We start from the raw sequence: 22,173 nt of genomic DNA, 5'->3' as shown, positions 1-22,173 counted from the left end.
GTGCTCGAGGAGATCTTCCGCGACCAGTGGGCCCGCGTGTTCGCCGCCCTGGTGAGCTACACCGGCGACGTCGACGTGGCCGAGGAGGCCGCTCAGGAGGCGTTCGCCGTCGCGGCCGAGCGCTGGGCCCGCGACGGGGTCCCGGACAATCCCGGGGCCTGGCTCGTGGTGACCGGACGCCGCCGGGCGATCGACCGCCTTCGCCGGGACCGTACGTATGCGGACAAGCTCCGACTGCTGGACCGGCCGGAGCCGGGCGAGGAGATGACGATGGACGAGTCGGCGGTCCCCGACGAACGGCTCGAACTGTTCTTCCTGTGCTGCCATCCGGCCCTGGCGGACGAGGCCCAGGTCGCGCTCACCCTGCGGGCCCTGGGCGGCCTGTCCACCCCGGAGATCGCCCGGGCGTTCCTGGTGAGCGACGAGACGATGAAGCGGCGGCTCTCCCGGGCGCGCGACAAGATCCGCGCGGCCGGGATCCCGTTCGGGATCCCCCGGGAGCACCTGCTGCCCGCCCGCCTGGAGGCGGTGCTCTCCGTGCTCTACCTCATCTTCAACCAGGGGTACGGCGACGGCCGGGCCGATCTGGCGGCCGAGGCCGTCCGGCTGGCCCGGATCCTGGTCGAGCTCGTGCCCGGCGAGCCCGAGGCCGCCGGACTGCTGGCGCTGATGCTGCTGCACGACTCGCGGCGCGCCGCCCGGGTCCGCGACGGCGAGATCGTCCTGCTGCACGAGCAGGATCGCCGCCTGTGGGACGCGGCTCAGATCGAGGAGGGGCAGGCGCTGCTCGACCGCGCCCTCGCGCTCGGGGCCCGCGGCGCCTACGTGGTGCAGGCGGCCATCGCGGCGCTGCAGACCGAGGAGCGGATCGACTGGCGGGCCGTCGCCGCGCTCTATGACCGGCTGCGGGAGCTGACGGGCTCGGCCGTGGTCGAGCTCAACCGCGCGGTGGCGGTCGCCGAGGTCGACGGGCCGCGGGCGGCGCTGGCGATCGTGGACGGGCTCGGTCTCGACGGCTACCGGTACTTCCACTCCACCCGGGCCGAGTTGCTGCGTCGCCTGGACGACACCGCGGGGGCGCGGGCGGCGTACCGGAGGGCGCTCGACCTGGCCACGACGGAGGCCGAGCGCCGCTTCCTCACCCGCCGCCTCGGCGAGCTCTGACCCGCGTGCCGGAGAGCAAGATCGTGGCGGGGCTGTATTCGTAGTCGCCGGAGTTCGCGGCTATGCCGCCTGTCTTCGCCCACAGGGTCAAAGGGTTCCTGGTGGGGCTGTTGAAGTGCTCCCCACGAACTAAAATCGGGGGATTTCAGCCAGCTCGGGCTCCGTCTGCGCGGTGGCCTGGGTCGCTGTTGCTTGGCGGTTGGCCTTTCGGCCCACGCGGTCGCGTGGTTTGCGCGCCCCAGCTCGTACATCCGGTCTGGGCTGCACGAACTCCGCCCTCCCGGCGGTGAGGATGTTCTTGGCGGCGTTCACGTCGGCATGCTCGGCGTGGCCGCACGAGGTACACCGGAAGACCGCTTGGCTCTCGCGGGACTTCCGATCCACCACCGTGCACACGTTGCACGTCTGACTGGTGTACGCCGGATGGACAGTGATCACGCGGGCGCCCGTGTAACGGGCCTTGCTACGGGTGGCCAACTCGATCCGGTGCCAGCCCTTGTCCAGGATGGACCGGTTCAGACCGGACTTGCTCGCGGCCCCGTTGGGCAGGAACGCGCCCGGCTGTCCGGGGTCCGGCCTGGGTGCCACCCCGGCGGTCATGCTCTTGGTCGCCAGGGCCTCGAACACGATCAGCTCGAAGCCGACGGCCAGAGCGTGGGCGGTCTTGGCGGCGAAGTCAGCGCGGCGACGCCGCACCTTCGCCAGCGCCTTGCCGAGCTTGGCGGCGGCGTGCTTGCGCCGGGCCGAGCCCTTCTGCGTGCGGGCCAGGCGACGCTGGAGCGTGGCGGCGTGTTCGACCTCCCGCTCGCGGGCGAAGACCTGGTGGTGGAAGATGCCGTCCGAGCGGGTGACGACCTTGGCCACGCCCCGGTCGATACCAACGGCGCTACCCGGATTGGCATGCCGCTCCGGCGTGACCACGCCGTCCTCGACGAGGAAACTGACATACCAGTGCGTGCCGTCCCGGCTGACGGTGGCGTTCTTGACCGTGCCGCCGAGCGGGCGGGTGATGCGGCAGCGGACCCAGCCGAGCTTGGGGAGTTTGGCCCGTGCCCAGCGCCGGTTGAGCCGCTCGATGGCGATCTTGGCGCCCTCGGGGAACCGGAACGACGGCCGCGTCCTGGCCTTGGACTTCCAGCGGACCTTCCAGGTCCCGTGCCGGGAACAGGCCTGGTCCAGGTCGATGAGCGTCTGCTGAAGGCAATGGCCGGGCACCTCTGCCAGCCACGCGAACTCGCCCTTGGCCTCAGCCAGTTGACGAGCCTGTTCGTGGTAACCGATCCACGCGTCCCGACGGCGGTAGGTGCGGCGCTGCTCCAGCGCCGTGTTCCACGCACTGCGGCAAGCGCCGCCGATCCGCTCGGCGAACTCTGCCTGGCCGGGGGCCAGGTCCAGGCGGTACTTACGTCCGGTCAGCATCCGCGATCACCGGTTCTCCTGGTTCTCGACGTACCGCTTGACCACATCCCAAGGTGCCCCGCCCACGGTGGCCACAAAGGAGGAGTTGGTCCACAGCATCGGAAGTTCCGACGCCAAGCTCGGGAACTTCAGACGCAGGACACGAGAGGAACGGCTCATGATGGCCTTGACCAGCTTGTGAATCCCGAACTGCGGATCCACCTCGACCAGCAGGTGAACGTGGTCGGGCATGACCTCCATCTCCACCGGACATGCCCCCTTCTCCTCGATCACCTCGCGGATCAGCTCTTTCAGTCGCGTCTCGATCCGTCCGCCCAGCGCCCGCCTGCGGCACTTGGGGCACCACACCACGTGAAAAGCGCACCGGAAGGCGGCATTGCCGTTCGTGCGTAGCTGTTGACACAAGGTCACAGCCGCCCGGATCAATATACGGAGTTGATCTCTCTACCGCTCAAAAGATTCGGCAGAAGGGCTGACCCCCTTGGCTGAAGCCAGAGGACCGCGCCCTAAATCTCCGATCAACGCCAGGCCGACCTGGCACGGACCGCACCCGCCGCACGGCCTTCAGCACCGGTGCCAGGTCGCCGGTCCTGCGCGCCGGGGGCGGCCTGCGGGCGGTTCAGGGGCGCGGGGACGGTGACAGGGTAGCGAGATCTACCAGGAGGTCGGCCCGGTCGCGGGTGGTGCGGATGGCGGCGGCGTTGGGCTCGTCGACCTCGGCGACCCAGCGGGCGGCCTGGGAGGGGGTCTTGCCGAACTGGACGTGCCGCCTCGTGAGCCGGTCCAGGCGGACGCGGTCGTCGATCTCGGCGTACCAGACCTCGGTCATGGCCCCCCGCACGCGCCGCCACGCCTCGTCGTCGGCGAGGAGGTAGTTGCCCTCGCTGACCACGACCCGCGCGGCCGGCGGCACCGGGATGGCGCCGGCGATCGGCTGCTCGATCTCGCGGTCGAAGGACGGGGCGTAGACGACGGTGCCGGTCTCGGCGCGGAGGCGGTGGAGCAGCGCCAGGTAGCCGTGGGCGTCGAAGGTGTCCATGGCGCCCTTGCGGCGCAGCCGCCCGAGGCGTTCGAGCTCGACGTCGGCCAGGTGGAAGCCGTCCATCGGCACCCAAACCGCCGGCAGCCCGGCGGAGGTGAGGTTCTCGGCCAGCCAGCCGGCCAGCGTGGACTTGCCCGCGCCCGGGCATCCCGCGATGCCCACCACGACGCGCTCGCCGGACGCGGCCAGCCCGCGTACGCGCTCGATCAGCCGCGCGCCGGTCACCGGACGCCTCCGGCGAGCGGGACCGCCGGGAAGCGGTGGGCGGCGGGTGGCTGGGTAGGGCTCAAGATTCTCCTCGAATACGGATTTAGCGCGATATGTCGCCAAGGAGCCGCAAGCTTATCCACGCCCCGCCCCCGATTAGCGATATACCCCATACCCCTACAATGTGTCTCCCCTCTACTAAGGAGCATCGTATGGATCACAGCGAGCACCACCACGCACACCATGAGGCCCCGCCCGCGGCCACGTGGGGAATGGCCGCGCAGGCGACCCTGCACTGCCTGACCGGTTGCGCCATCGGCGAGGTGCTGGGCATGATCATCGGCACCGCCGCCGGCCTGTCCAACCTGACCACCGTGGTGTTGTCCGTCGCGCTGGCCTTCGTGTTCGGCTACGCGCTGACCATGCGGGGCGTGCTGCGGGCCGGTGTCGACTTCCGCACCGCGCTGAGGGTGGCGCTGGCCGCCGACACCATCTCCATCGCGATGATGGAGATCCTGGACAACGCGGTGATGCTGCTCGTGCCCGGCGCGATGGACGCGGGCCTGTCGAACTGGCTGTTCTGGGTGGCGCTGGCCGGTTCGCTGCTGGTGGCGTTCGTGCTGACCACGCCGGTGAACAAGTGGCTCATCTCACGGGGCAAGGGCCATGCGGTGACGCACCAGTACCACCAGGGCCACTGAGCGTTCACTCCCCGTGCCATGAGCGCCAGAGCTCGGCGTACGGGCCCCCGGCCGCGACGAGGTCGTGGTGCGTGCCGAGCTCGGTGAGGCGGCCCTCCTGCATGACCGCCACCCGGTCGGCGTCGTGGGCCGTCTGGAGGCGGTGGGCGATGGCGATGACGGTACGGCCGTCCAGCACGGCGGCCAGGGCGCGCTCGGTGTGGCGGGCGGTCCTCGGGTCCAGCAGCGCGGTGGCCTCGTCGAGGATCAGCGTGTGGGGGTCGGCCAGTACGACGCGGGCCAGGGCCAGCTGCTGGGCCTGCGCGCCGTCGGGCCGGTGGCCCCCGGGGCCGAGATCGGCGCCGAGGCCGTCCGGGAGGTCGTCGATCCAGTCGGCGCCGACGGTGGCGAGGGCCGCGCGCAGCTCGGCGTCGGTGGCGGAAGGGGCGGCGATGCGCAGGTTGTCGCGTACCGTGCCGAGGAACACGTGGTGTTCCTGGGTGACCAGGACGACGCGTTCGCGCAGGCGGCCGGGGTCGAGGGCGACGACGGGAACGCCGCCGACGGTGACCGTGCCGGTGCGCGGGGCGTCCACGCCCGCCAGCAGCCTGCCCAGCGTGGTCTTGCCCGCGCCCGAGGGCCCGACGATCGCCAGCCGCTCGCCGGGGCGGACGGTCAGGTCCACCCCGCGCAGGACGTCGGGGCCGCCGTCGTAGGCGTAGTGCACGCCGGCGGCCACGAGCCGGTCGCCGTCCGGTACGAGCTCCGGCCCGGTGGCCGGCGCCGGCCGCGGGACCAGGGCGAGGCCCTCGACCCTGGCGAACGAGGCGCCGCTGCTCTGCATGCCCTCCAGGTGCAGGAGGATCGTGTCCAGGGGCTGGCCGAGCTGGCGGAGGTAGAGGGCGGCGGCGACGACCGTTCCGAGGGTCATGGAGCCGTTCGCCATGAGGCCGCCGACCAGCAGCACGCCGGCCACCGGGATCGCGTACGAGACGTCCACGACGGGGAAGAGGACGCTGCGCAGGAACAGGGTCCGGACGCGGGTCCGGCGGCACTCGCCGATCGCCGCCTGACAGGCCGTGATGCGGCGGTGTTCGAGGCGCAGCGCCGCGACGGTGCGGGCGCCGGCGGTGGTGGCGGCGAGCTGCTCGGCCAGCGCGGAGTTGGCCTCACCCTCGGCCAGGTACGCCGGGATCGCGCGGCGCAGATACCAGCGGGCGGCGAACCAGATGCCCAGCAGGCCGAGCACCCCGCAGGCGCCCAGCAGCGGATCGAGCACGAAGACCGCGGCCAGGATGAACGCCGCCTGGACCGCGGCGATGAGGACGTCCGGCCCGGCGTCGCGCAGCGTGGCGCCGAGCGCGGCCACGTCGGTCGTCCCCCGGGTGGTCAGGTCGCCCGTGCCGGCCCGCTCGACCACCGAGACGGGCAGGTCGAGGGCGCGTTCGGTGAACCGCTCGCGGATGCGCGCCAGGGTGCGCTCGCCGAAGCGGTGGCCGACGTGGCCCGCGTAGCGGGACAGGACGAGCTGGACCAGGGCGGCGGCCAGGATGGCCAGGGCCAGCCGGTCCACGGCGGCGGCCCCGGCACCGGACTTGACCGCGTCGACGATCCGGCCGAGCAGCCACGGCCCGGCCAGCCCCGCGACGGCGGCCAGGGCGTTGAGGGCGATCATGGCGGCGAAGGCGCGGCCATCCAGGCGGATCAGGCGCAGCGCCGCCCGCCGCACCCGGGCCGGCTCGGCGACCGGCAGGGCCCCGGTCATCGCACGGGCCGGCTGGGCGACGGGCTGCGGCTCGGTCATCGCGCGGCCTCCTCGGGCGGGGATCCGGTCATCGGGCGGCCCGCTCGGGCGGTGTGCTGGGCTCGTCGTCGCGTGACACCAGCAGGCGGTAGCCCGGGTGCTCGTGCAGCAGGTCGCGATGCTCGCCGGCCGCCGCGACCGAGCCGTCCACGAGGTAGTACACCGTGTCCGCCCGGTCCAGCAGCAGCGGCGAGGTCGTGGTGACCGCCGTGGTACGGCCCCTTCGCGCCTCGCGCAGCCGGGCGGCGATGGTCGCCTCGGTGTGGGCGTCCACGGCGGAGGTGGGCTCGGCCGCCAGCAGGATCTCCGGGTCGGCCAGCAGGGCCCGGGCCAGGCGGACGCGCTGGCGCTGCCCGCCGGACAGGTTGCGGGCCTGGGGGTCGACGGCGGAGTCCAGCCCGTGCGGCAGCCCCCGGACGATGTCCTCGGCCATGGCCGCGTGGACCGCCCGGCCCACGGCCTCGTCGCCGGGGTCGTGCCGGCCGGCGACGACGTCCCGCAGCATGCCGGCGAACAGGTCCGCCTCGTTGTCGGCCAGCAGGATCCGCTCGCGGACCCGTACCGGGTCGATGGTGTCGAGCCGGATCCCGCCCCAGGTCGCGGCCGACGCGGTGAACCCGCCCAACCGGTCGAGCACCGCGGCCGAGTCCCCCGGCCGGGCGCTGACCAGCGCGGTCAGCATCCCCGGCGCGATCTCGACGCCGGAGGCCGGGTCGCGCAGCGGCGCGGGCGACGCGGGCGGATCCGCGTCGCCGCCGGTGACGTCCGGTTCGAGGGTGAGGAAGTGGATGACCCGGCGGGCGGCCACGAGGCCGCGGCTGAAGCCGTAGCCGGTCTCGATGAGGTTCGTGACCGGCACCACCAGCACGCCGGCGTACCCGTACACCGCGACCAGCTCGCCGGTGGTGATGTCGCCCTGCGCGGCCATCCGGGCCGCCAGCCACGTCACGGCGCCGAGGAACACCGTGGGCAGGCCGACCCCGAGAGCGTGGATCCAGCTGGTGACCGCGCCCACCTGGTAGCCCTTCTCCCGGAGCTCCTGGGAGCCGCGCCGGTAGCGCTCGGCGTACACGTCCTTGCCGCCGATGCCGTTCAGGACCCGCAGCCCTCCGGCGATGTCCCCGAACCGGGCGGCGAGCTCGCCCTGCCGCAGCCGGTACGCCGTCTCGGCGCCGCGCAGCCGTCCCAGGAGCGGCCCGACCAGCATGACCAGCAACGGCACGCCCAGCAGCACCACCGCGGCCAGCAGCGGCGAGACGGCCAGCAGCAGCCCGGCCACGACGACATAGGCGAGCACCGCGCCGACGCCGGGGCCGGTGATGGTCAGCGCGTGGGCGATCAGGCCGGCGTCGCCGAACCCGATCGTCACCACCTCCCCGGCCGTGACCTTGCGCGGGAGCGCCGCGCCCAGCCGCGTCGCGTGCAGCACCACCACCTGTACGGTGCGGAACGATGCGTCCATCCGGACCCTGGTCATCGTGCGATGGCGCATGATGGCCAGCCAGGCGTTCAGGACGCCGACGCCGAGCACGGCGGCGGTCCAGCCGGCCAGCGCGGGCTTGTCTCCCGGAGCCAGGCCGTCGTCGATGGCGCGGGACAGGAAGTACGGCGGCAGCGTCAGGCAGACCATCCAGGCGGAGCCCAGCAACGCGCCGACGGCGATGCGGCCGGGCTGACTCCTGACCAGCCACCACAGGTATCGTCCGGCGCCTCGGCGGTCAGGAGTCCCAGGTTCCACGAACTTCACCCTATTTGACCGATCGCCGGAACGATGATGGGGTACGTCCCAGCGTCGCGGTGCACCCGGCAAACAGATCGCCGAGGGCATGGAGGCGCCGAAACATGGGACGACCATGGAAACACCCGACGGACGCCTGGAGGCGTTCGGCAACCAGTTGATCGACGTGCACCTCTGGCTCCGCGAGCAGCTCGACGCGCTGCGCGAGGACGTCGAGGCCTATCTCGCGGGCGGCGCGCTCCCCCGCGACCTGCGTACCCACTGCCTGACCTTCTGCTCCGCGCTGGAGCGGCACCACACCGGCGAGGACGGCGGCGCCTTCCCCGAGCTCGCCCGGAGCTTCCCCGAGCTGCGACCGGTGCTGGAGGAGCTGCGCCGCGACCACCGGCTGGTGGACGATTCCCTGCGGCGGTTACAAGCGCTCCTCGACGGCCTCGGCCGGGACCACGACCCGGTCCTGGTGCGCGGCGAGCTGGACAGCCTCGCCGCGCTGATGGAGACGCACTTCGTCTACGAGGAGAAACGGATCGTCGCGGCGCTCAACGCGCTGGACACCCCGGAGTGGCGCCGGGCCAGGCCCGACTTCCTCATGTCTTGATCAGCGGCGGAGCTTGTACCGGATGGGCAGGTGCTTGATGCCCCCGACGAAGGTCGTGGCGCTCCATTCCGGCCGGCCGGCGAGCTCGACGCTCTCCAGGCGCGGCAGCAGCTCGGCGAACAGGGCCTTCAGCTCCATCCGGGCCAGCGCCGCGCCGAGGCAGTAGTGCACGCCGAACCCGAAGGCCAGGTGGCGGTTGGGGTCGCGGCCGGCGTCGAAGGCGAACGGGTCGGTGAACACCTCCTCGTCGCGGTTGGCCGACGGGTAGGACAGCAGCACCGACTCGCCCGCCTTGATGTCCACGCCGTTGAGGCTGGTGTCGGCCGAGGCCGTGCGCATGAACTCCTTGACCGGGGTGACCCAGCGGATCATCTCGTCGACCGCGAACGGCAGCAGGCCGGGGTCCTCGCGCAGCCGGGCCAACTGGTCGGGGTGTTCGATGAGGGCGTGCAGGCCGCCGGCGACGGTGGAGCTGGTGGTGTCGTGGCCGGCGGAGGCGATGATGACGTAGTAGGAGGCCGTCTCCATGTCGTTGAGCGGCTTGCCGTCCACCTGGGCGTTGGCGATGGCGGAGGCGAGGTCCTCGGTGGGGTGGGCGCGGCGGGCGGCGGTGAGCTGCTGGAAGTAGGCGAAGAAGTCGAGCAGCACCGCGAACTGGTCCTCGGCGGTGTCCCCGCGCCTGGTCTCCGCGTCCGCGCCGCCGAACAGCTCCTGGGTGAGCTTGAGCATGCGGGGGAAGTCGGATTCGGGCAGCCCGAGCAGGGAGAGGATCACGTACAGCGGGTAGTGCACCGCGACCTGGGTGGCGAAGTCGCATTCGCCGCCGTACTCGGCCAGCCGGTCCACGTAGCGGCGGGCGAGCTCCTGGATCCGGCTCTCCATGGCGCGCATGGCCTTGGGGCGGAACCAGTCGGCGCCGATCGCCCGGACCACCCGGTGGTCGGGGTCGTCCATGTGGACCAGCGTCTTCAACTGGATGCCCTGCGCCGCCTGCTGCCTGGCGTGCTCCTCGAACGCCTTCTTGCCCAGGACCGGGCGCGGCGCGCTGAGCCAGAGGGCGTTGTCGCGTTCGACCCGCATGATGTCGGCGTGCCGGGTGACGGCGTAGAAGGGCGTGTACTCGGGCGCCTCCACGAGATGGACCGGGGCCTCCCGGCGCAGCAGGGTGAGCGCCTGGTGCAGCCGCGGCTCGTCGGCGTAGGCGAGGGGGTCGGCCAGCATGAGCCCCGCCTGCTCGATGGTCATGTTCATGATTGATTCCCTATCAGGACTTGGAGCTCGGTGTAGCCGTACAGGCCCCAAGGGCCGTTCTCGACGCCGAGGCCGCTCCACTTGTGGCCGCCGAAGGGCAGGTCGGGGCGGACGCCGCGGCCGTGGGCGTTGATCGAGACCTGGCCGCAGTCCAGCTCGGCCGCCACCCGCGCGGCCCGGTCCAGGTCGGGCGACCACACCGACGCCGTCAGCCCGTAGGCGGTGCCGTTGGCGCGCTCGACGGCCTGGCCGAGGTCGCGGTAGGCGATGACGGGCAGCGCCGGGCCGAACTGCTCCTCGTCGACGACGCGCGTGCCGTCCGTCGCGCCGGACAGGACGGTGGGCTGGTAGAAGTAGCCGGGCCGGTCGATCGGCCGGCCGCCGGCCGCGGCCACCGCGCCGTGCTCCAGCGCGTCGCCGACCAGGCCGGCGACGCGCTCGTACTGCGGGCGGTTGTTGATCGGGCCGAGCTGGGCGCCGTCGGCGGTGCCGGCGTCCACCCGCACCGACCGGGCCCGTACGGCCAGGGCCTCGACGAGGTCGTCGTACAGCCGCTCCGGCGCGTAGACCCGCTTGACCGCCAGGCAGACCTGGCCGTTGTTGGCGAACGCGCTCCAGAACAGGCTGTCGGCGATCCGCCCGGGGTCGGCGTCGTCGAGGACGATGGCCGGGTCGTTGCCGCCGAGCTCCAGGGTGACCCGTTTGAGGTCCTCGGCGGCGGCCGCGGCGACGCGCTTGCCGGTGGCCGTCGAGCCGGTGAAGCTGATCTTGCGAGGTACGGGATGGGCGGTCATGAGGGCGCCGAGGGGGTCGCGGCCGCTGATGACGTTCAGCACGCCGGGCGGGAGGATCTGCGCAAGCATCTCCCCCATCGCCAGGGTGGTCAAGGGCGTGTACGGGGAGGGTTTGAGCACCATGGTGTTGCCGGCGCGCAGAGCCGGAGCGATCTTCCACATGGCCAGGGCGATCGGGAAGTTCCACGGCGTGATGGCGGCCACCACGCCGAGCGGGCGCCGGATCACCTCGGCGGAGCCGTCCTGCGACACCTCGCGGGGCAGGTCCAGGTCGGCGTAGTAGCGCAGCCACGTCACGGCGGTGGCGACCTCGCGCCGGGCGTCCTTGAGGGGTTTGCCCTGCTCGGCCGTGAGGATCGGCGCGAGCCGGCCGGCCGCGGCCTCGAGCGCGCCTGCCGCCTCCCTGAGCAGGTCACGGCGGTGCCGCTCGTCGCGCCGCCAGGCCGGGAAGGCCGCGCGGGCGGCCGCCATGGCCTGGTCGAGCCGGTCGGCGCCGCAGTCGGGCGCCCGGGCGAAGACCTCGCCTGTGGCCGGGTCGACGACGTCGAACGTGCCGGCGCCGGCCGCCGCGGCGCCGCCGACGGTCATGGCGAAGTCCGTCATGAGGCCGGCAGCAGGACGGGCTTGACCGTGGCGCCGCTCGCGGAGTCGCGTTCGGCGTCGTTGATGCCGCCCAGCGGGTACGTGCGGATCAGCCGGTCGAAGGGGAAGCGGCCCTGCCGCCACAGCCCGATCAGCATGGGGATGAACTGCTGGGGCACGGCGTCGCCCTCCAGGATGAAGCGGACGGTGCGCCCGGCGAGCGCGGTCGGCCGCAGCGTGACCTCGCCGCCGCCCGCGCCGACCAGGCCGCACGACCCGCCGGGGCGCAGCACGGCGATCGCGGTGCGGATCACCTCCGGCACGCCGGTGGTGTCGAAGGAGTGGTCCACCTCTCCGACGGCGTCGGCGAGGCCGGGGTCGGCGCCGTCGAGCGCCCGGGTGGCGCCGAGCTCCAGGGCCAGCTCGCGCCTGGAAGCGTGCAGGTCCACGGCGACGATCTCGCCGGCGCCCGCGACCTTGGCGGCCATGACCGCCGCGAGGCCGACCGCCCCGGCGCCGAACACCGCGATGGCGTCGGCCGGGCGGACCTTGAGGGCGATGAACACCGAGCCCGCGCCGGTCTGCAGGGCGCAGCCCAGCGGTCCGAGCAGCTCCAGCGGCAGCGACTTGTCGACGGTGACCAGGTTGCGCTCGGTGGCGACGGCATGGGTGGCGAAGGAGGACTGGCCGAACCAGCGGGCCGCGACCGGCTCGCCGCCGCTCCCGGTGGCCCCGGCCGACCCGTCCGCGCGCACCCCGCTGAGGTTGCGCGCCATGAACTCGTCGCAGTACGAGGCCGCGCCGGTCACGCACCGCCCGCACCAGCCGCAGGAGTCGTAGCTCATCACGACGTGGTCGCCGGGCGCCACGCGGGTCACCCCGGGGCCGACCGCCTCGACCACCCCCGAGCCCTCGTGCCCGAAGACCATCGGCATCGGCAGCTCCGCCAGCCCCCGGAACAGCACGTCGGTGTGGCACATGCCCGCGCCCGCCACGCGGACCAGCGCCTCGCCGGGGCCGGGCGCGGCGAGCGAGACGTCCTCGACGGTGAACGGCCTGCCAGGGTCGCGCAGGACCGCCGCTCGAGCTCGCATCACTCCCCCCGGGCTTTTTTGGACGGAGCTGTCCAATTCAATGGCGACGCTATGGCCGTTCCCTGGGCGTGTCAAGCATGCGGCGCGGTCATCGACACGTCCGCCTGAACCGCTGTACGGTATTTTTGGACCACATAGCGGTACGGACAGGGGTTCGATGACCGACAACTCATCACCGCGGCTGCTCGACGGCGTACGCGTGCTCGACATGACGAACGTCCTGTCCGGCCCGTACGCCGGCTACCAGCTCGCCCTCATGGGCGCCGACGTGATCAAGCTGGAGATCCCCGGCACCGGAGACCTGGCCCGCCAGCTCGGCGCCGACCCCCGCCTCAGCGGCGAGAACCTCGGCGTCTCCTTCCTGGCGCAGAACGCGGGCAAGCGCTCGGTCACCGTCAACCTCAAGCACGCCTCCGGCCGCGAGGTCTTCACCAGGCTGCTGGGCGAGGCCGACGTGCTGCTGGAGAACTTCCGCCCCGGCGTCCTGGACAAGCTCGGCTTCGGCTGGGAACGGCTGCGCGAGATCAACCCCGGCCTGGTCTACTGCGCGCTGTCCGGCTTCGGCGCCACCGGGCCCATGCGCGAGCGCCCCGCCTACGACCAGGTGATCCAGGGCCTGGCGGGCATCATGAGCGTCACCGGAACCCCGGACACCGCGCCCGTACGGGTGGGCTACCCGGTGTGCGACAGCGCCGGGGGCATCACCGCCGCCTTCGCCGTGGCCGCCGCCCTGCACCGCAAGCTCCGCACCGGCCAGGGCGCCCACCTGGACGTGTCCATGCTGGACGCCGCGCTCACGGGGATGGGCTGGGTGGTCTCCGACTACCTCGTCGCCGGGCGGGAGCCGGTGGCCATGGCCAACGAGAACCGTACGTCGGCGCCGTCGGGCACCTTCGAGACCGCCGACGGCCAGCTCAACATCGCCGCCAACAAGCAGGAGCAGTTCGAGACCCTCTGCCGGGTGCTGGGCCGGCCGGAGCTCATGAGCGATCCCCGCTTCCGCACCAGGGACGACCGCAAGGCCCACCGCGATGCTCTGCGCGAGGAGCTGGAGAAGACGCTGAAGACCAGGTCGGCGGCCGAGTGGGACGAGATCCTGCTGCCGACCGGCGTGCCCGCCGCGCCGGTGGTCACCGTCCCGCAGGCGCTGCGCTCGCCGCAGGTCGAGCACCGCGGCCTGCTGCACCGACTGCCCTCCCCCGCCTCCGGCGGCGGCGAACTCGTGCTGCTGGGCGGTGCCGCCCACGTGGACGGCCGCCCCCTGGCCCCCGCCGGCCCGCCCCCGAGGCTCGGCGAGCACACCGACGCGGTGCTGCGCACCCTCGGCTACTCCGACACCGACATCGCCCACCTGCACCAGGAAGGAGCCATTTGACTTCCTTCCTCTCGAAATCGAGAGGGATCCCCACGGTCGCCCATGGAAGTTCCTGTTTCACCGCCGGCCGCCCGCCCGAGAGGACTCTCGTTGAGGTCTTACACCAGCTCCGCAGGCGTTTTACTTGTCCGCCAGCCCAGCGGCCAAGAGGTTGCGGGCCGCGTTGACGTCCCGGTCGTGGATCGCGCCGCACGCGCAGGCCCACTTCCGGACGTTCAGCGGCATCCTGTCTTGCACGCTCCCGCAAGCCGAGCACAGCCTGGAGGAGGGGAACCAGCGGTCCACCGCGATCACGGCCCGGCCATACCAGGCGGCCTTGTACTCCAGCATGCTCCGCAGCTCCCGCCACGAGGCGTCGGAGATGGCTCGGGCGAGTTTGCCGTTCTTGACCATGTTGCGGACGGTGAGGTCCTCGATCACGACCGTTTGGTTCTCACGGGCAAGTCGAGTGGTGAGCTTGTGCAGGAAATCCCGGCGACGGTCGGCGATCCTGGCGTGAACGCGGGCCACTTTGAGCCGGGCCTTGGCGCGGTTGGCGCTCGCTTTGGCCGTGCGGGCGAGCGCCCGCTGAGCCCTGGCCAGTTTGCGCCGGTCGCGGTGTTCGTGGCGGGGATTGATGATCTTCTCTCCGGGGGACAGTGTGGCCAGGGCGGTGATGCCCGCATCCATCCCCACTGTCTGCTCCACCGGCGGGAATGGAGTGATCGTCTCTTCTGTCAGGAGGGAGACGAACCAACGGCCCGCCGCGTCCCGGGAAACGGTGACCGTGGACGGTTCGGCGCCCTCCGGCAGCGGACGCGACCAGCAAATGTCGAGTGGCGCGTCCATCTTGGCCAGCCACAGCCGGCCCTCGCGCCAGCGGAAGGCCGAGCGGGTGTACTCGGCCGAGGCCCGCGCCTTCTTGCGCGATTTGAACGTAGGGTAGTCGGCCCGCTTGGCGAAGAAGTTCGCGAACGCGGCCTGGAGGTGGCGCAGCGCCTGCTGCAACGGCACGGAGGAGACCTGCGACAGGAAGTCGTAGTCGCTGCTGCGTTTCCATGCGGTCAGGGCCGCCGACGACTCCCCGTAGGAGACGCGACGCCCGTCGATGGTGTACGCGCGGGTGCGCTCCTCCAGCGCCTTGTTGTAGACGAGGCGGACGCAGCCGAACGTCCGGGCGAGCTCTTCAGCTTGCTCGGGGGTCGGGTAGAAGCGGTACTTGTAGGCCCGCTTCACGGTCTGCTCCACAGTTCACATTCCAGTACGCGATCAGTCACGCATCGTGCACACGTTCGATCCCGCCGCACTATTCCACGTACCCTCCCTGCCCTTAAGAACGGGGTTTTCACGCCAAGGAGATTCGATGAGCACCACGACTGAGCAGGTGACCGGATGGTGGGCCACCGCCATATCCGACATCTCCCCCGGCGTCATCCGGCTGCACGGCTATCCCGTCGAGCAGCTCATCGGCCGGCTGTCGTTCGCCGACACGATCTGGCTCATGCTGCGCGGCGAGGTGCCCTCTCCCGGGCAGTCCGCGCTGTTCGAGGCCGCGCTGGTGTCCGGGGTCGACCACGGGCCGCAGGCGCCCTCGATCGCCGCCGCCCGCATGGCCGCCACCTGCGGCGTCGGCCTCAACACCGCCGTGGCCACGGGCGTCGGGCTGCTCGGCGACGTACACGGGGGCGCTGGTCAGGAGTGCATGGCCGTGCTGGCCGACATCCGTGTGCGAACCACCGCAGACCCGGCGGGAGCCGAGCCTGCGGGGACCGATCCTGCGGGGACCGAGCCGACGGAGGCCGGTCTGGCGGGGGCGGTCTCGGACGCGGTCTCGGGGGTGCTGGACGGGTATCGGGGTGCCAAGCGGTACTTCCCCGGGTTCGGCCACCGCTTCCACCCGCGCGATCCGCGCCGCGACCCCCTCGTGCGGGCGGTCGAGGACGCGGTCCGCGACGGCGTGGTCGAGGGCGCGTACCTGCGGATCGGGCTGGAGATCGAGCGGCAGCTGGCGCCGGTGCCGATGAACGTCGACGGCGCCACCGCCATCGTCTACAGCGAGCTCGGCTTCGCGCCCGAGCTGGGCAGGGGCCTGTTCGTCCTGTCACGCGCGGTCGGCGTCCTGGCGCACGCGTGGGAGGAGCACGGCGAGGGCAGGCGTATCAAGGGCCCCATACCGCCCCCGCTGCTGCCCGCCTACCGGGGGCCGGAGCCACGCGATCTGCCCGCCGCCCGGCGCTGAAACGGCGCTGAAACGCCCGCCGGGCGGCGCATGATCGCCGCCGGTCCCGTACGGGTAACATGCCGACATGCCGCCGACCCGCGAACACGCCGAGCTGAAGCTGCAGCCGTTGCCGCACGCGGGCCGGTCGCTGGCCGAGCAGGTGATCTCCGAGGTGCGCCGGGCGGTGCACACGGGCGCGATGGTCCCCGGCCGGCTCTACTCCGTCTACCAGGTGGCCGAGCAGCTCAACGTCTCCAGGAGTCCGGTCCGCGAGGCGATGCTGCGCCTGGCCGAGGCGGGGCTGGTGCAGGTCGAGCGCAACCGCGGGTTCCGCGTCGTGCTGCCGCATCCCCGGGAGATCGTCGAGATCTTCGGGGTGCGGCTGGCTCTGGAGCTGCCCGCCGCGCGGCGGGCAGCCAGGGGCGACGCCGCCGGGCTCGGCGCGGCGCTGCGGGCGACCATGGAGGAGATGGCGGCGGCGGTCGAGGCGGCCGACGAGGCGCTGTTCTTCCAGCTCGACCAGGCGCTGCACGACCGCCTCCTGGTCGCGGCGGGCAACGGCAGGGCCCGCGCGATCGTGGGCGGGCTGCGCGACACCATGCGCATCCTCGGCACATCCACGGACGACCGCTCCCGCACGCTGCGGCAGGTGCACGAGGAGCACGAGCCGATCGTGGCGGCCGTCGCGGCGGCGGACGCCGAGGGCGCGGTGCGCGCGATGCGCGCCCACCTGACCAACACCGGCCTCATCCTGGCCCGGCAGGCGGCCAGGGCCCAGGGCGAGCCGGTCGACGTGGACGCGTTGTGGGCGTCCATCGTCGAGGAGCCGCAGCCGGGCTAACAAGCCATCGCCGAAGACCCGCAGCCGGGCCATCGGGCCATCATCGACGAGCCGCAGCCGGGTTAGCGAGCCTGGGGCAGTGCGATCTCCCGGGCCAGGCCGAGCTCGTCGCGGACGCGGGCCAGCGAGGCCGCCCGGGTCGACGCGTACAGCTCGTAGGGGTCGTGCAGCGGGCGCCCGAGCACCGCGGCCAGCGCCTCCGGGCCGAAGTCCGCGCCCGCCGCCGTCACGTCCTTGGCGCCGTCGGAGGTCAGGTTGGACTGGAAGATGCCGGCGGCCGAGCGCGGCAGGAAGTCCTCGTACACGATGGGCCGGGCGCCGATCCACCCGTCGGCCAGGAGCGTCGCGAGGTCGGCGGGCGCGGCGCCGCCGGGGCGGGCGTCGAGGACGTGGAAGGTGAAGTACGCGAGGTCGCCCGCGGCCAGCTCGGCCTCGCCGCGCGGCACCCGGTCCGCCCACAGCTTGGCCCCGGCGGCGTTGCGCTCGTCCGCGGTGACCCGCTGCCCGGCGAGCAGCGCGTCCAGCTCGGCCGACAGCTCGTCGTAGAGCGCGCGTCCGGCGGGCGTCACGGCGATGCCGCGCGCCTCCACCTCCCCGAACCGCACCCGCAGGTCGTCCTGGACGACCCGCCCGTCGTCCTCCCTGAACAGCCGCGGCTCGGCCAGCGCGCGGAAGGAGGTCTGGCGCAGCAGGAGGTCGGGGCCGTCCCAGCGGGGCGGCCCCTGGATGGCGTCGATCATGGTGATGCCGCGCTCGCTCATGCGGGCGTAGAGGGCGTCGATGTCGAGCACGCGCGGGGTCAGGTGGTTGACGTGGGTGGAGGCCACTCCGCCGATGTCGGCGGCCACGGCTGACACGCGTTCGAGCTCGGCGTACCAGCTGCGGGAGACCGGCTCAGCGGACAGCTCGAACGCCCGCGTGGCGAGCGTCAGGAACTCCTCGGCCGCCTCGTCGTCCAGGCCGCCCTCGGCCTCGGCGCGGTCGGCCAGGTCGAGCAGGCGCGGCGGGAACAGCCGGCGCGCCCCCAGGAACTCGCCGAGCCGGCGCTCCAGGTCCGCGCCGAAGAACCGCCGGTCGCCCGTCACCAGCATGGAGGTGAACACGCGGAAGGGGTTGGCGGCCAGCTCGGCCTCGTCCACGGGGCGGAAGGCCGTGGAGACGACGGGCACGGAGCTGCTGGCCGCCTCGCGCAGGTCGTAGTAGCCGACGGGGTACATGCCCATCGCGCCGAAGATCCGCGCGACCTGCGCCAGCTCGGCCGGGGTGCCGACGCGGATCGCGCCGTGCCGCTCGGCGGTGACGCGGCCGATGGAGCCGAGGCGTTCGGCGCCGGCGCCCATCCGGGCCAGCACCTCGCGGTTCACCTCCTGCGCGACGTCGACGAGCGTGTTGTACGCGGGGACCTCGGTGCCGTACATCGCTGACAGGCGCCGGGCGAAAGCCGCCCGGAGTGCGGTCGCGTCGACCATCGTGCCTTCTCTCCTCGCCGCCGGAAGCGAGTAGCATGCTACATGGGTCGCATGTAGCATGCTACTCATGTACCGCGCAGCCGCTCTCGCGACCGACCTCCGCCGTCGCGGGGTCACCGACGTGCTGGACGACTCCACGTCGCGGGCGCTCCACTCCTCCGACGCCTCCCTCTACCGGGTGCCGCCGCTGCTGGTGGCCCGGCCCAGGTCCGCCGAGGACGTGGCGACGGCGATCGAGCTGTGCGCGCGCCACGAGATCCCCCTCACCGCGCGCGGTGGCGGCACGTCGGTCGCCGGGAACGCGATCGGCCCCGGCCTGGTGCTGGACTTCAGCCGCCACATGGACCAGGTGCTGCGGGTCGACGCCGAGGCCCGCACGGCGGTGGTGCAGCCGGGCGTGGTCCCGGCGGCCCTGCAGCGGGCGGCGGCCCCGTACGGGCTCAGGTTCGGCCCCGACCCGTCCACCCACACGCGCTGCACGATCGGCGGCATGATCGGTAACAACGCCTGCGGCTCCAGGACGCTCGGCTACGGCCGCACGTCCGACAACATCGCCGGGCTCAAGGCCGTGGCCGGCGACGGGACCGCGCTCGACCTGCCCGCCCAGGCCGCGTTGGACCTGCCGGGCGCCTCCGACGCGCCGGGCCTGAGCGGCCAGGGCATACCGGCCGCGCTGCGGGACCTCGCGATGGCCGACCTCGCCACGATCAGGACCGAGTTCGGCCGGTTCGGGCGGCAGATGTCGGGATACGCGCTGGAGCACCTGCTGCCGGAGCGCGGGTTCGACGTGGCCCGCCTGCTGGTCGGCAGCGAGGGCACGCTGGCGGTGCTCACGGAGGCGACGGTGCGGCTGGTGACCGATCCGGCGTACCGCGCCCTGGTCGTGCTCGGCTACGCCGACATCGCCGCCGCCGGGGACGCCGCGCCGGGAGTGCTGGAGCACCGGCCGACGGCCTGCGAGGGCATCGACGCGCGCATCGTCGACGTGGTGCGCCTGCGACGGGGCCCCGGCGCGGTGCCGCCGCTGCCGCGCGGCGCCGCCTGGCTGTTCGTCGAGGTCGCGGGCGACGACGCGGCCGAGGTGCGGGAGCGGGCCGCCCGGGTGGCGGCCGGCGGCGAGGACGCCCTCGTCGTCACCGATCCGGCCGAGGCCGCGGCGCTCTGGCGCATCCGCGAGGACGGCGCGGGCCTGTCGGGGCGCAGTCCCGCCGGGCGTCCGGCCCACGCGGGCTGGGAGGACGCCGCCGTGCCGCCCGAGATGCTGGGCCGCTACCTGCGCGACTTCGAGGCGCTGCTGGCCGGGCACGGCCTGACCGGCCTGCCGTACGGGCACTTCGGCGACGGCTGCCTGCACATCCGGCTCGACGTGCCGCTGGACCGGCCGGGCGGGCGCGAGGAGTTCAGGGCCTTCCTGGTGGCCGCGGCCACGCTGGTCGCCGGCTACGGCGGCTCGCTGTCCGGCGAGCACGGCGACGGCCGGGCCAGGAGCGAGCTGCTGCCGCTCATGTACTCGCAGGCGGCGATCGACCTGTTCGCCGGGGTCAAGGCGATCTTCGACCCGGGCGACGTGCTCAACCCCGGCGTGCTCGTACGGCCCCGCCCCCTCGACGCCGACCTGCGCGTCCCGGCCGCCCGCCCGGTGCGCGAGAGCCTGGCCCTGGCCTACCGCCACGACGGCGGCGACTTCGGCCAGGCCGTGCACCGCTGCACGGGCGTGGGCAAGTGCCGGGCCGACAACACCGCGGCCGGCGGGGTGATGTGCCCCTCCTACCTGGCCACCAGGGAGGAGAAGGACTCCACCCGGGGCCGCGCCCGCGTGCTCCAGGAGATGATCAACGGCTCCGGCGTCACCGGCGGCTGGCGCTCTCCCGAGGTCCACGAGGCCCTCGACCTCTGCCTGTCCTGCAAGGGCTGCGCCTCGGACTGCCCGACGGGGATCGACATGGCCGCGTACAAGTCCGAGGTGCTCCACCAGACCTACAAGGGCCGCGTCCGCCCGCTCACGCACTACTCCCTGGGGCGGCTGCCGCGCTGGGCGCGGCTGGCGAGCCGGATGCCGCGGGCGGTGAACGCGCTCATGCGGGTGCCGGGGCTGCCGGCGCTGGCCGGGGTGGACCGGCGGCGCGGGCTCCCGGAGTTCGCGCGGGAGACGTTCCGGGCCTGGTTCGAGCGGCGGCGACCGGCGGAGGGCAGGCCGGTGATGCTGTTCGTCGACACCTTCACCGACCATTTCGCGCCGGAGATCGGCCGCGCGACCGTGAAGGTGCTGGAGGCCGCCGGCTACCGCCCGCGGATCAGCGAGCGCCGCCAGTGCTGCGCGCTCACGTGGATCTCCACCGGGCAGCTGGACGCGGCCCGGGCCATCCTCGGCCGCACGGTCGCCGAGCTGGCCGAGGCCGCCGGGCAGGGCGTGCCGATCGTGGGGATGGAGCCGTCGTGCACGGCCGTGCTGCGCTCGGACGCGCTGGAGCTGCTGGACGAGGCGGTGGCCGGGCCGGTGGCGCGCATGACCCGCACGCTGGCCGAGCTGCTGTCCGGCACGCCCGGCTGGCGGCCGCCCGCGCTCGACGGGGTGACGGTGGTGGCCCAGCCGCACTGCCACCACCACGCGGTCATGGGCTGGGAGCAGGACCTGCGGCTGCTGCGCGAGGCGGGCGCGCGGGTGACCCGGCTGGGCGGGTGCTGCGGGCTGGCGGGCAACTTCGGCGTCGAGAAGGGGCATTACGACGTGTCCGTGGCGGTGGCCGAGCACCAGTTGCTCCCGGCGATCCGGGAGGCTGCGCCGGGGACGGCCGTGCTCGCCGACGGGTTCTCCTGCCGCACGCAGATCGCCGATCTGTCGGCCCGGCAGGGCACCCACCTGGCCCAGCTCCTCGCCGACCGGCTGCCGTAAGGTCTGCTTATGCTCAACCCGCTCCACCTGCGGACGCTGACCGCCGTGCTGAACGCGGGCTCGTTCGCCGCCGCGGCCAGGCGGCTCGGTTACACGGGGTCCGCGGTCTCGCAGCAGATCGCGGCGCTGGAGCGGGCGGTCAGGATGCCGCTGTTCGAGCGCGGGGCCCAGACGATCACGCCCACGCCGGCCGCCCGGTATCTGGTGCTGCGGGCGTACGAGGTGCTGGCCGCGCTGGACGCGCTGGAGGACGACGTCCGCGGCATGTCCGAGGGCACGATCGGCCGGCTCAGGCTGGGCAGCTTCCCCACCGCGAGCCAGCGGCTGCTGCCGATCGCGCTGGCCGCGTACGCGCAGACGCACCCGGCGGTGGAGACCCTGCTCGACGAGGGGGAGCCCGACGAGCTGATCCCGCTGGTCCGGGCGGGCGAGCTCGACCTGGCCCTGGTCTACCGCTACGACCTGGTGCCCCGCGCCTGGCCGCGCGACCTGCGGGAGATCCCGCTGCTGGCGGAGGAGCTGCTGCTCCTGCTGCCCGCGGGGCACTCGCTGGCCGCCGCCGGGGCGGTCGCGCTCGACGACCTCAAGCACGAGACGTGGGTCTCCACCCGGGAGGGCACCTCCGGGGCCTCCTGCCTGCGCCGGCTGTGCGCGCGGGCGGGCTACGAACCGCAGGTCGACTACCGCAGCAACGACTACGGCGTCATCCACGGGTTCGTACGCTCCGGCCTGGGGGTGGCGCTCGTCCCGGCGCTGGCGCACCTGCCCGGCGAGGGCGTGGTCGCGACCGGGCTCGACGGGGTCGAGGCCCGCCGGCGCATCGCCGCCGTGCACCGGACCGCCGCTGCCAACCCGGCGGTGACCGGCGCCGTGTGCTCCCTGCGGCTGGCCGCGGCCCGGCTGGAGGACGACCTCCCCCGGAGCATAAGAACTTCTTACGCCTCACCCACAGATGCCGAGGCTTGACCGCTTCCTCCGGCTCTGTCCGATCCCTGATCCTGAATGCGGTACGTGAGGAAGGA

At 73.1% G+C, this 22,173-nt stretch carries 17 protein-coding genes and 1 pseudogene; 8 read left to right on the top strand and 10 right to left on the bottom strand.

Going from position 1 to position 22,173, the window contains the following annotated elements; translation table 11 throughout:
* Nucleotides 1–1,164, top strand: a complete 1,164-nt coding sequence (locus ACWEPL_RS35145) for an RNA polymerase sigma factor (protein WP_452438747.1) — start codon at nucleotides 1–3, stop codon at nucleotides 1,162–1,164.
* A gap of 129 nt (nucleotides 1,165–1,293) precedes the next feature.
* Here ACWEPL_RS35145 and ACWEPL_RS35140 read toward each other — a convergent pair whose 3' ends face one another.
* The 3 genes from ACWEPL_RS35140 to ACWEPL_RS35130 all read right to left on the bottom strand — a co-directional run bounded on the left by ACWEPL_RS35140 (nucleotide 1,294) and on the right by ACWEPL_RS35130 (nucleotide 3,850).
* Nucleotides 1,294–2,583, bottom strand: coding sequence for an RNA-guided endonuclease InsQ/TnpB family protein (locus ACWEPL_RS35140; RefSeq protein ID WP_452438746.1), 1,290 nt, complete (start codon nucleotides 2,581–2,583; stop codon nucleotides 1,294–1,296).
* 6 nt (nucleotides 2,584–2,589) lie between these two features.
* Nucleotides 2,590–2,988, bottom strand: a complete 399-nt coding sequence (tnpA, locus tag ACWEPL_RS35135; RefSeq protein ID WP_452438777.1) for an IS200/IS605 family transposase — start codon at nucleotides 2,986–2,988, stop codon at nucleotides 2,590–2,592.
* Nucleotides 2,989–3,202: 214 nt separating this feature from the next.
* Complete coding sequence (locus tag ACWEPL_RS35130) at nucleotides 3,203–3,850, bottom strand: nucleoside/nucleotide kinase family protein (protein ID WP_452438745.1); 648 nt, start codon at nucleotides 3,848–3,850, stop codon at nucleotides 3,203–3,205.
* A 194-nt stretch (nucleotides 3,851–4,044) separates the two neighbouring features.
* Here ACWEPL_RS35130 and ACWEPL_RS35125 point away from each other — a divergent pair, with 194 nt between their 5' ends.
* On the top strand, nucleotides 4,045–4,533 hold the full coding sequence (locus tag ACWEPL_RS35125) for a DUF4396 domain-containing protein (RefSeq protein ID WP_363974886.1): 489 nt from the start codon (nucleotides 4,045–4,047) through the stop codon (nucleotides 4,531–4,533).
* 4 nt (nucleotides 4,534–4,537) lie between these two features.
* Here ACWEPL_RS35125 and ACWEPL_RS35120 read toward each other — a convergent pair whose 3' ends face one another.
* Together ACWEPL_RS35120 and ACWEPL_RS35115 are read right to left on the bottom strand one after the other, a co-directional pair.
* Nucleotides 4,538–6,316, bottom strand: a complete 1,779-nt coding sequence (locus ACWEPL_RS35120) for an ABC transporter ATP-binding protein (RefSeq protein WP_452438744.1) — start codon at nucleotides 6,314–6,316, stop codon at nucleotides 4,538–4,540.
* A gap of 28 nt (nucleotides 6,317–6,344) precedes the next feature.
* Nucleotides 6,345–8,054, bottom strand: coding sequence for an ABC transporter transmembrane domain-containing protein (locus tag ACWEPL_RS35115; RefSeq protein ID WP_452438743.1), 1,710 nt, complete (start codon nucleotides 8,052–8,054; stop codon nucleotides 6,345–6,347).
* A 115-nt stretch (nucleotides 8,055–8,169) separates the two neighbouring features.
* On the opposite strand from ACWEPL_RS35115, the gene ACWEPL_RS35110 reads away from it, so the two are divergent.
* Nucleotides 8,170–8,652: a hemerythrin domain-containing protein gene (locus ACWEPL_RS35110; RefSeq protein WP_363974895.1), complete on the top strand. Its 483-nt coding sequence runs from the start codon at nucleotides 8,170–8,172 to the stop codon at nucleotides 8,650–8,652.
* On the opposite strand, the gene ACWEPL_RS35105 is transcribed toward ACWEPL_RS35110, so the two are convergent.
* Genes ACWEPL_RS35105 through ACWEPL_RS35095 form a run of 3 tightly spaced genes read right to left on the bottom strand, consistent with a single transcriptional unit; the run spans nucleotide 8,653 to nucleotide 12,373 of the window.
* A complete protein-coding gene (locus ACWEPL_RS35105) occupies nucleotides 8,653–9,903 on the bottom strand; it encodes a cytochrome P450 (RefSeq protein WP_363974898.1) in 1,251 nt (416 codons plus the stop codon).
* On the bottom strand, nucleotides 9,900–11,300 hold the full coding sequence (locus ACWEPL_RS35100) for an aldehyde dehydrogenase family protein (protein ID WP_452438742.1): 1,401 nt from the start codon (nucleotides 11,298–11,300) through the stop codon (nucleotides 9,900–9,902). The genes ACWEPL_RS35105 and ACWEPL_RS35100 overlap by 4 nt, the downstream gene beginning before the upstream one ends.
* Nucleotides 11,297–12,373 (bottom strand): NAD(P)-dependent alcohol dehydrogenase, encoded by a 1,077-nt coding sequence (locus tag ACWEPL_RS35095; protein ID WP_452438741.1) that lies wholly within the window; start codon nucleotides 12,371–12,373, stop codon nucleotides 11,297–11,299. Before ACWEPL_RS35095 ends, ACWEPL_RS35100 begins: the two co-directional genes overlap by 4 nt.
* Before the next feature lie 157 nt (nucleotides 12,374–12,530).
* Here ACWEPL_RS35095 and ACWEPL_RS35090 point away from each other — a divergent pair, with 157 nt between their 5' ends.
* Nucleotides 12,531–13,748, top strand: coding sequence for a CaiB/BaiF CoA transferase family protein (locus ACWEPL_RS35090; protein ID WP_452438740.1), 1,218 nt, complete (start codon nucleotides 12,531–12,533; stop codon nucleotides 13,746–13,748).
* 34 nt (nucleotides 13,749–13,782) lie between these two features.
* Here the strand turns inward: ACWEPL_RS35090 and ACWEPL_RS35085 are convergent.
* Nucleotides 13,783–14,975: pseudogene (locus tag ACWEPL_RS35085) on the bottom strand (RNA-guided endonuclease InsQ/TnpB family protein); the annotation flags it as partial.
* Between the two features lie 115 nt (nucleotides 14,976–15,090).
* Between ACWEPL_RS35085 and ACWEPL_RS35080 the strand changes: the two are divergent.
* Complete coding sequence (locus ACWEPL_RS35080) at nucleotides 15,091–15,966, top strand: citrate/2-methylcitrate synthase (protein WP_452438739.1); 876 nt, start codon at nucleotides 15,091–15,093, stop codon at nucleotides 15,964–15,966.
* A gap of 67 nt (nucleotides 15,967–16,033) precedes the next feature.
* A complete protein-coding gene (locus tag ACWEPL_RS35075; protein WP_350727636.1) occupies nucleotides 16,034–16,789 on the top strand; it encodes a GntR family transcriptional regulator in 756 nt (251 codons plus the stop codon).
* A gap of 62 nt (nucleotides 16,790–16,851) precedes the next feature.
* Here ACWEPL_RS35075 and hglS read toward each other — a convergent pair whose 3' ends face one another.
* Nucleotides 16,852–18,258, bottom strand: coding sequence for a 2-oxoadipate dioxygenase/decarboxylase (hglS, locus tag ACWEPL_RS35070; RefSeq protein WP_452438738.1), 1,407 nt, complete (start codon nucleotides 18,256–18,258; stop codon nucleotides 16,852–16,854).
* Between the two features lie 67 nt (nucleotides 18,259–18,325).
* Here hglS and ACWEPL_RS35065 point away from each other — a divergent pair, with 67 nt between their 5' ends.
* A complete protein-coding gene (locus ACWEPL_RS35065) occupies nucleotides 18,326–21,151 on the top strand; it encodes an FAD-binding and (Fe-S)-binding domain-containing protein (RefSeq protein ID WP_452438737.1) in 2,826 nt (941 codons plus the stop codon).
* 9 nt (nucleotides 21,152–21,160) lie between these two features.
* Nucleotides 21,161–22,117 (top strand): LysR family transcriptional regulator, encoded by a 957-nt coding sequence (locus tag ACWEPL_RS35060; protein WP_355195561.1) that lies wholly within the window; start codon nucleotides 21,161–21,163, stop codon nucleotides 22,115–22,117.
* The last annotated feature ends 56 nt before the right edge of the window (nucleotides 22,118–22,173 follow it).

Source organism: Nonomuraea sp. NPDC004186 (assembly GCF_053603495.1).
The sequence above is the reverse complement of the archived record's forward strand: the minus strand, read 5'-3'. Positions and strand labels throughout refer to the sequence as shown.

Excerpts from the sequence above, each read along its gene's own strand:
- ACWEPL_RS35140 (WP_452438746.1), bottom strand. The coding sequence starts at position 2,583 with ATGCTGACCGGACGTAAGTACCGCCTGGACCTGGCCCCCGGCCAGGCA.
- ACWEPL_RS35125 (WP_363974886.1), top strand. The coding sequence starts at position 4,045 with ATGGATCACAGCGAGCACCACCACGCACACCATGAGGCCCCGCCCGCG.
- ACWEPL_RS35120 (WP_452438744.1), bottom strand. The coding sequence starts at position 6,316 with ATGACCGAGCCGCAGCCCGTCGCCCAGCCGGCCCGTGCGATGACCGGG.
- ACWEPL_RS35110 (WP_363974895.1), top strand. The coding sequence starts at position 8,170 with ATGGAAACACCCGACGGACGCCTGGAGGCGTTCGGCAACCAGTTGATC.
- ACWEPL_RS35105 (WP_363974898.1), bottom strand. The coding sequence starts at position 9,903 with ATGAACATGACCATCGAGCAGGCGGGGCTCATGCTGGCCGACCCCCTC.
- ACWEPL_RS35100 (WP_452438742.1), bottom strand. The coding sequence starts at position 11,300 with ATGACGGACTTCGCCATGACCGTCGGCGGCGCCGCGGCGGCCGGCGCC.
- ACWEPL_RS35095 (WP_452438741.1), bottom strand. The coding sequence starts at position 12,373 with ATGCGAGCTCGAGCGGCGGTCCTGCGCGACCCTGGCAGGCCGTTCACC.
- ACWEPL_RS35090 (WP_452438740.1), top strand. The coding sequence starts at position 12,531 with ATGACCGACAACTCATCACCGCGGCTGCTCGACGGCGTACGCGTGCTC.
- ACWEPL_RS35080 (WP_452438739.1), top strand. The coding sequence starts at position 15,091 with ATGAGCACCACGACTGAGCAGGTGACCGGATGGTGGGCCACCGCCATA.
- ACWEPL_RS35075 (WP_350727636.1), top strand. The coding sequence starts at position 16,034 with ATGCCGCCGACCCGCGAACACGCCGAGCTGAAGCTGCAGCCGTTGCCG.
- hglS (WP_452438738.1), bottom strand. The coding sequence starts at position 18,258 with ATGGTCGACGCGACCGCACTCCGGGCGGCTTTCGCCCGGCGCCTGTCA.
- ACWEPL_RS35065 (WP_452438737.1), top strand. The coding sequence starts at position 18,326 with ATGTACCGCGCAGCCGCTCTCGCGACCGACCTCCGCCGTCGCGGGGTC.
- ACWEPL_RS35060 (WP_355195561.1), top strand. The coding sequence starts at position 21,161 with ATGCTCAACCCGCTCCACCTGCGGACGCTGACCGCCGTGCTGAACGCG.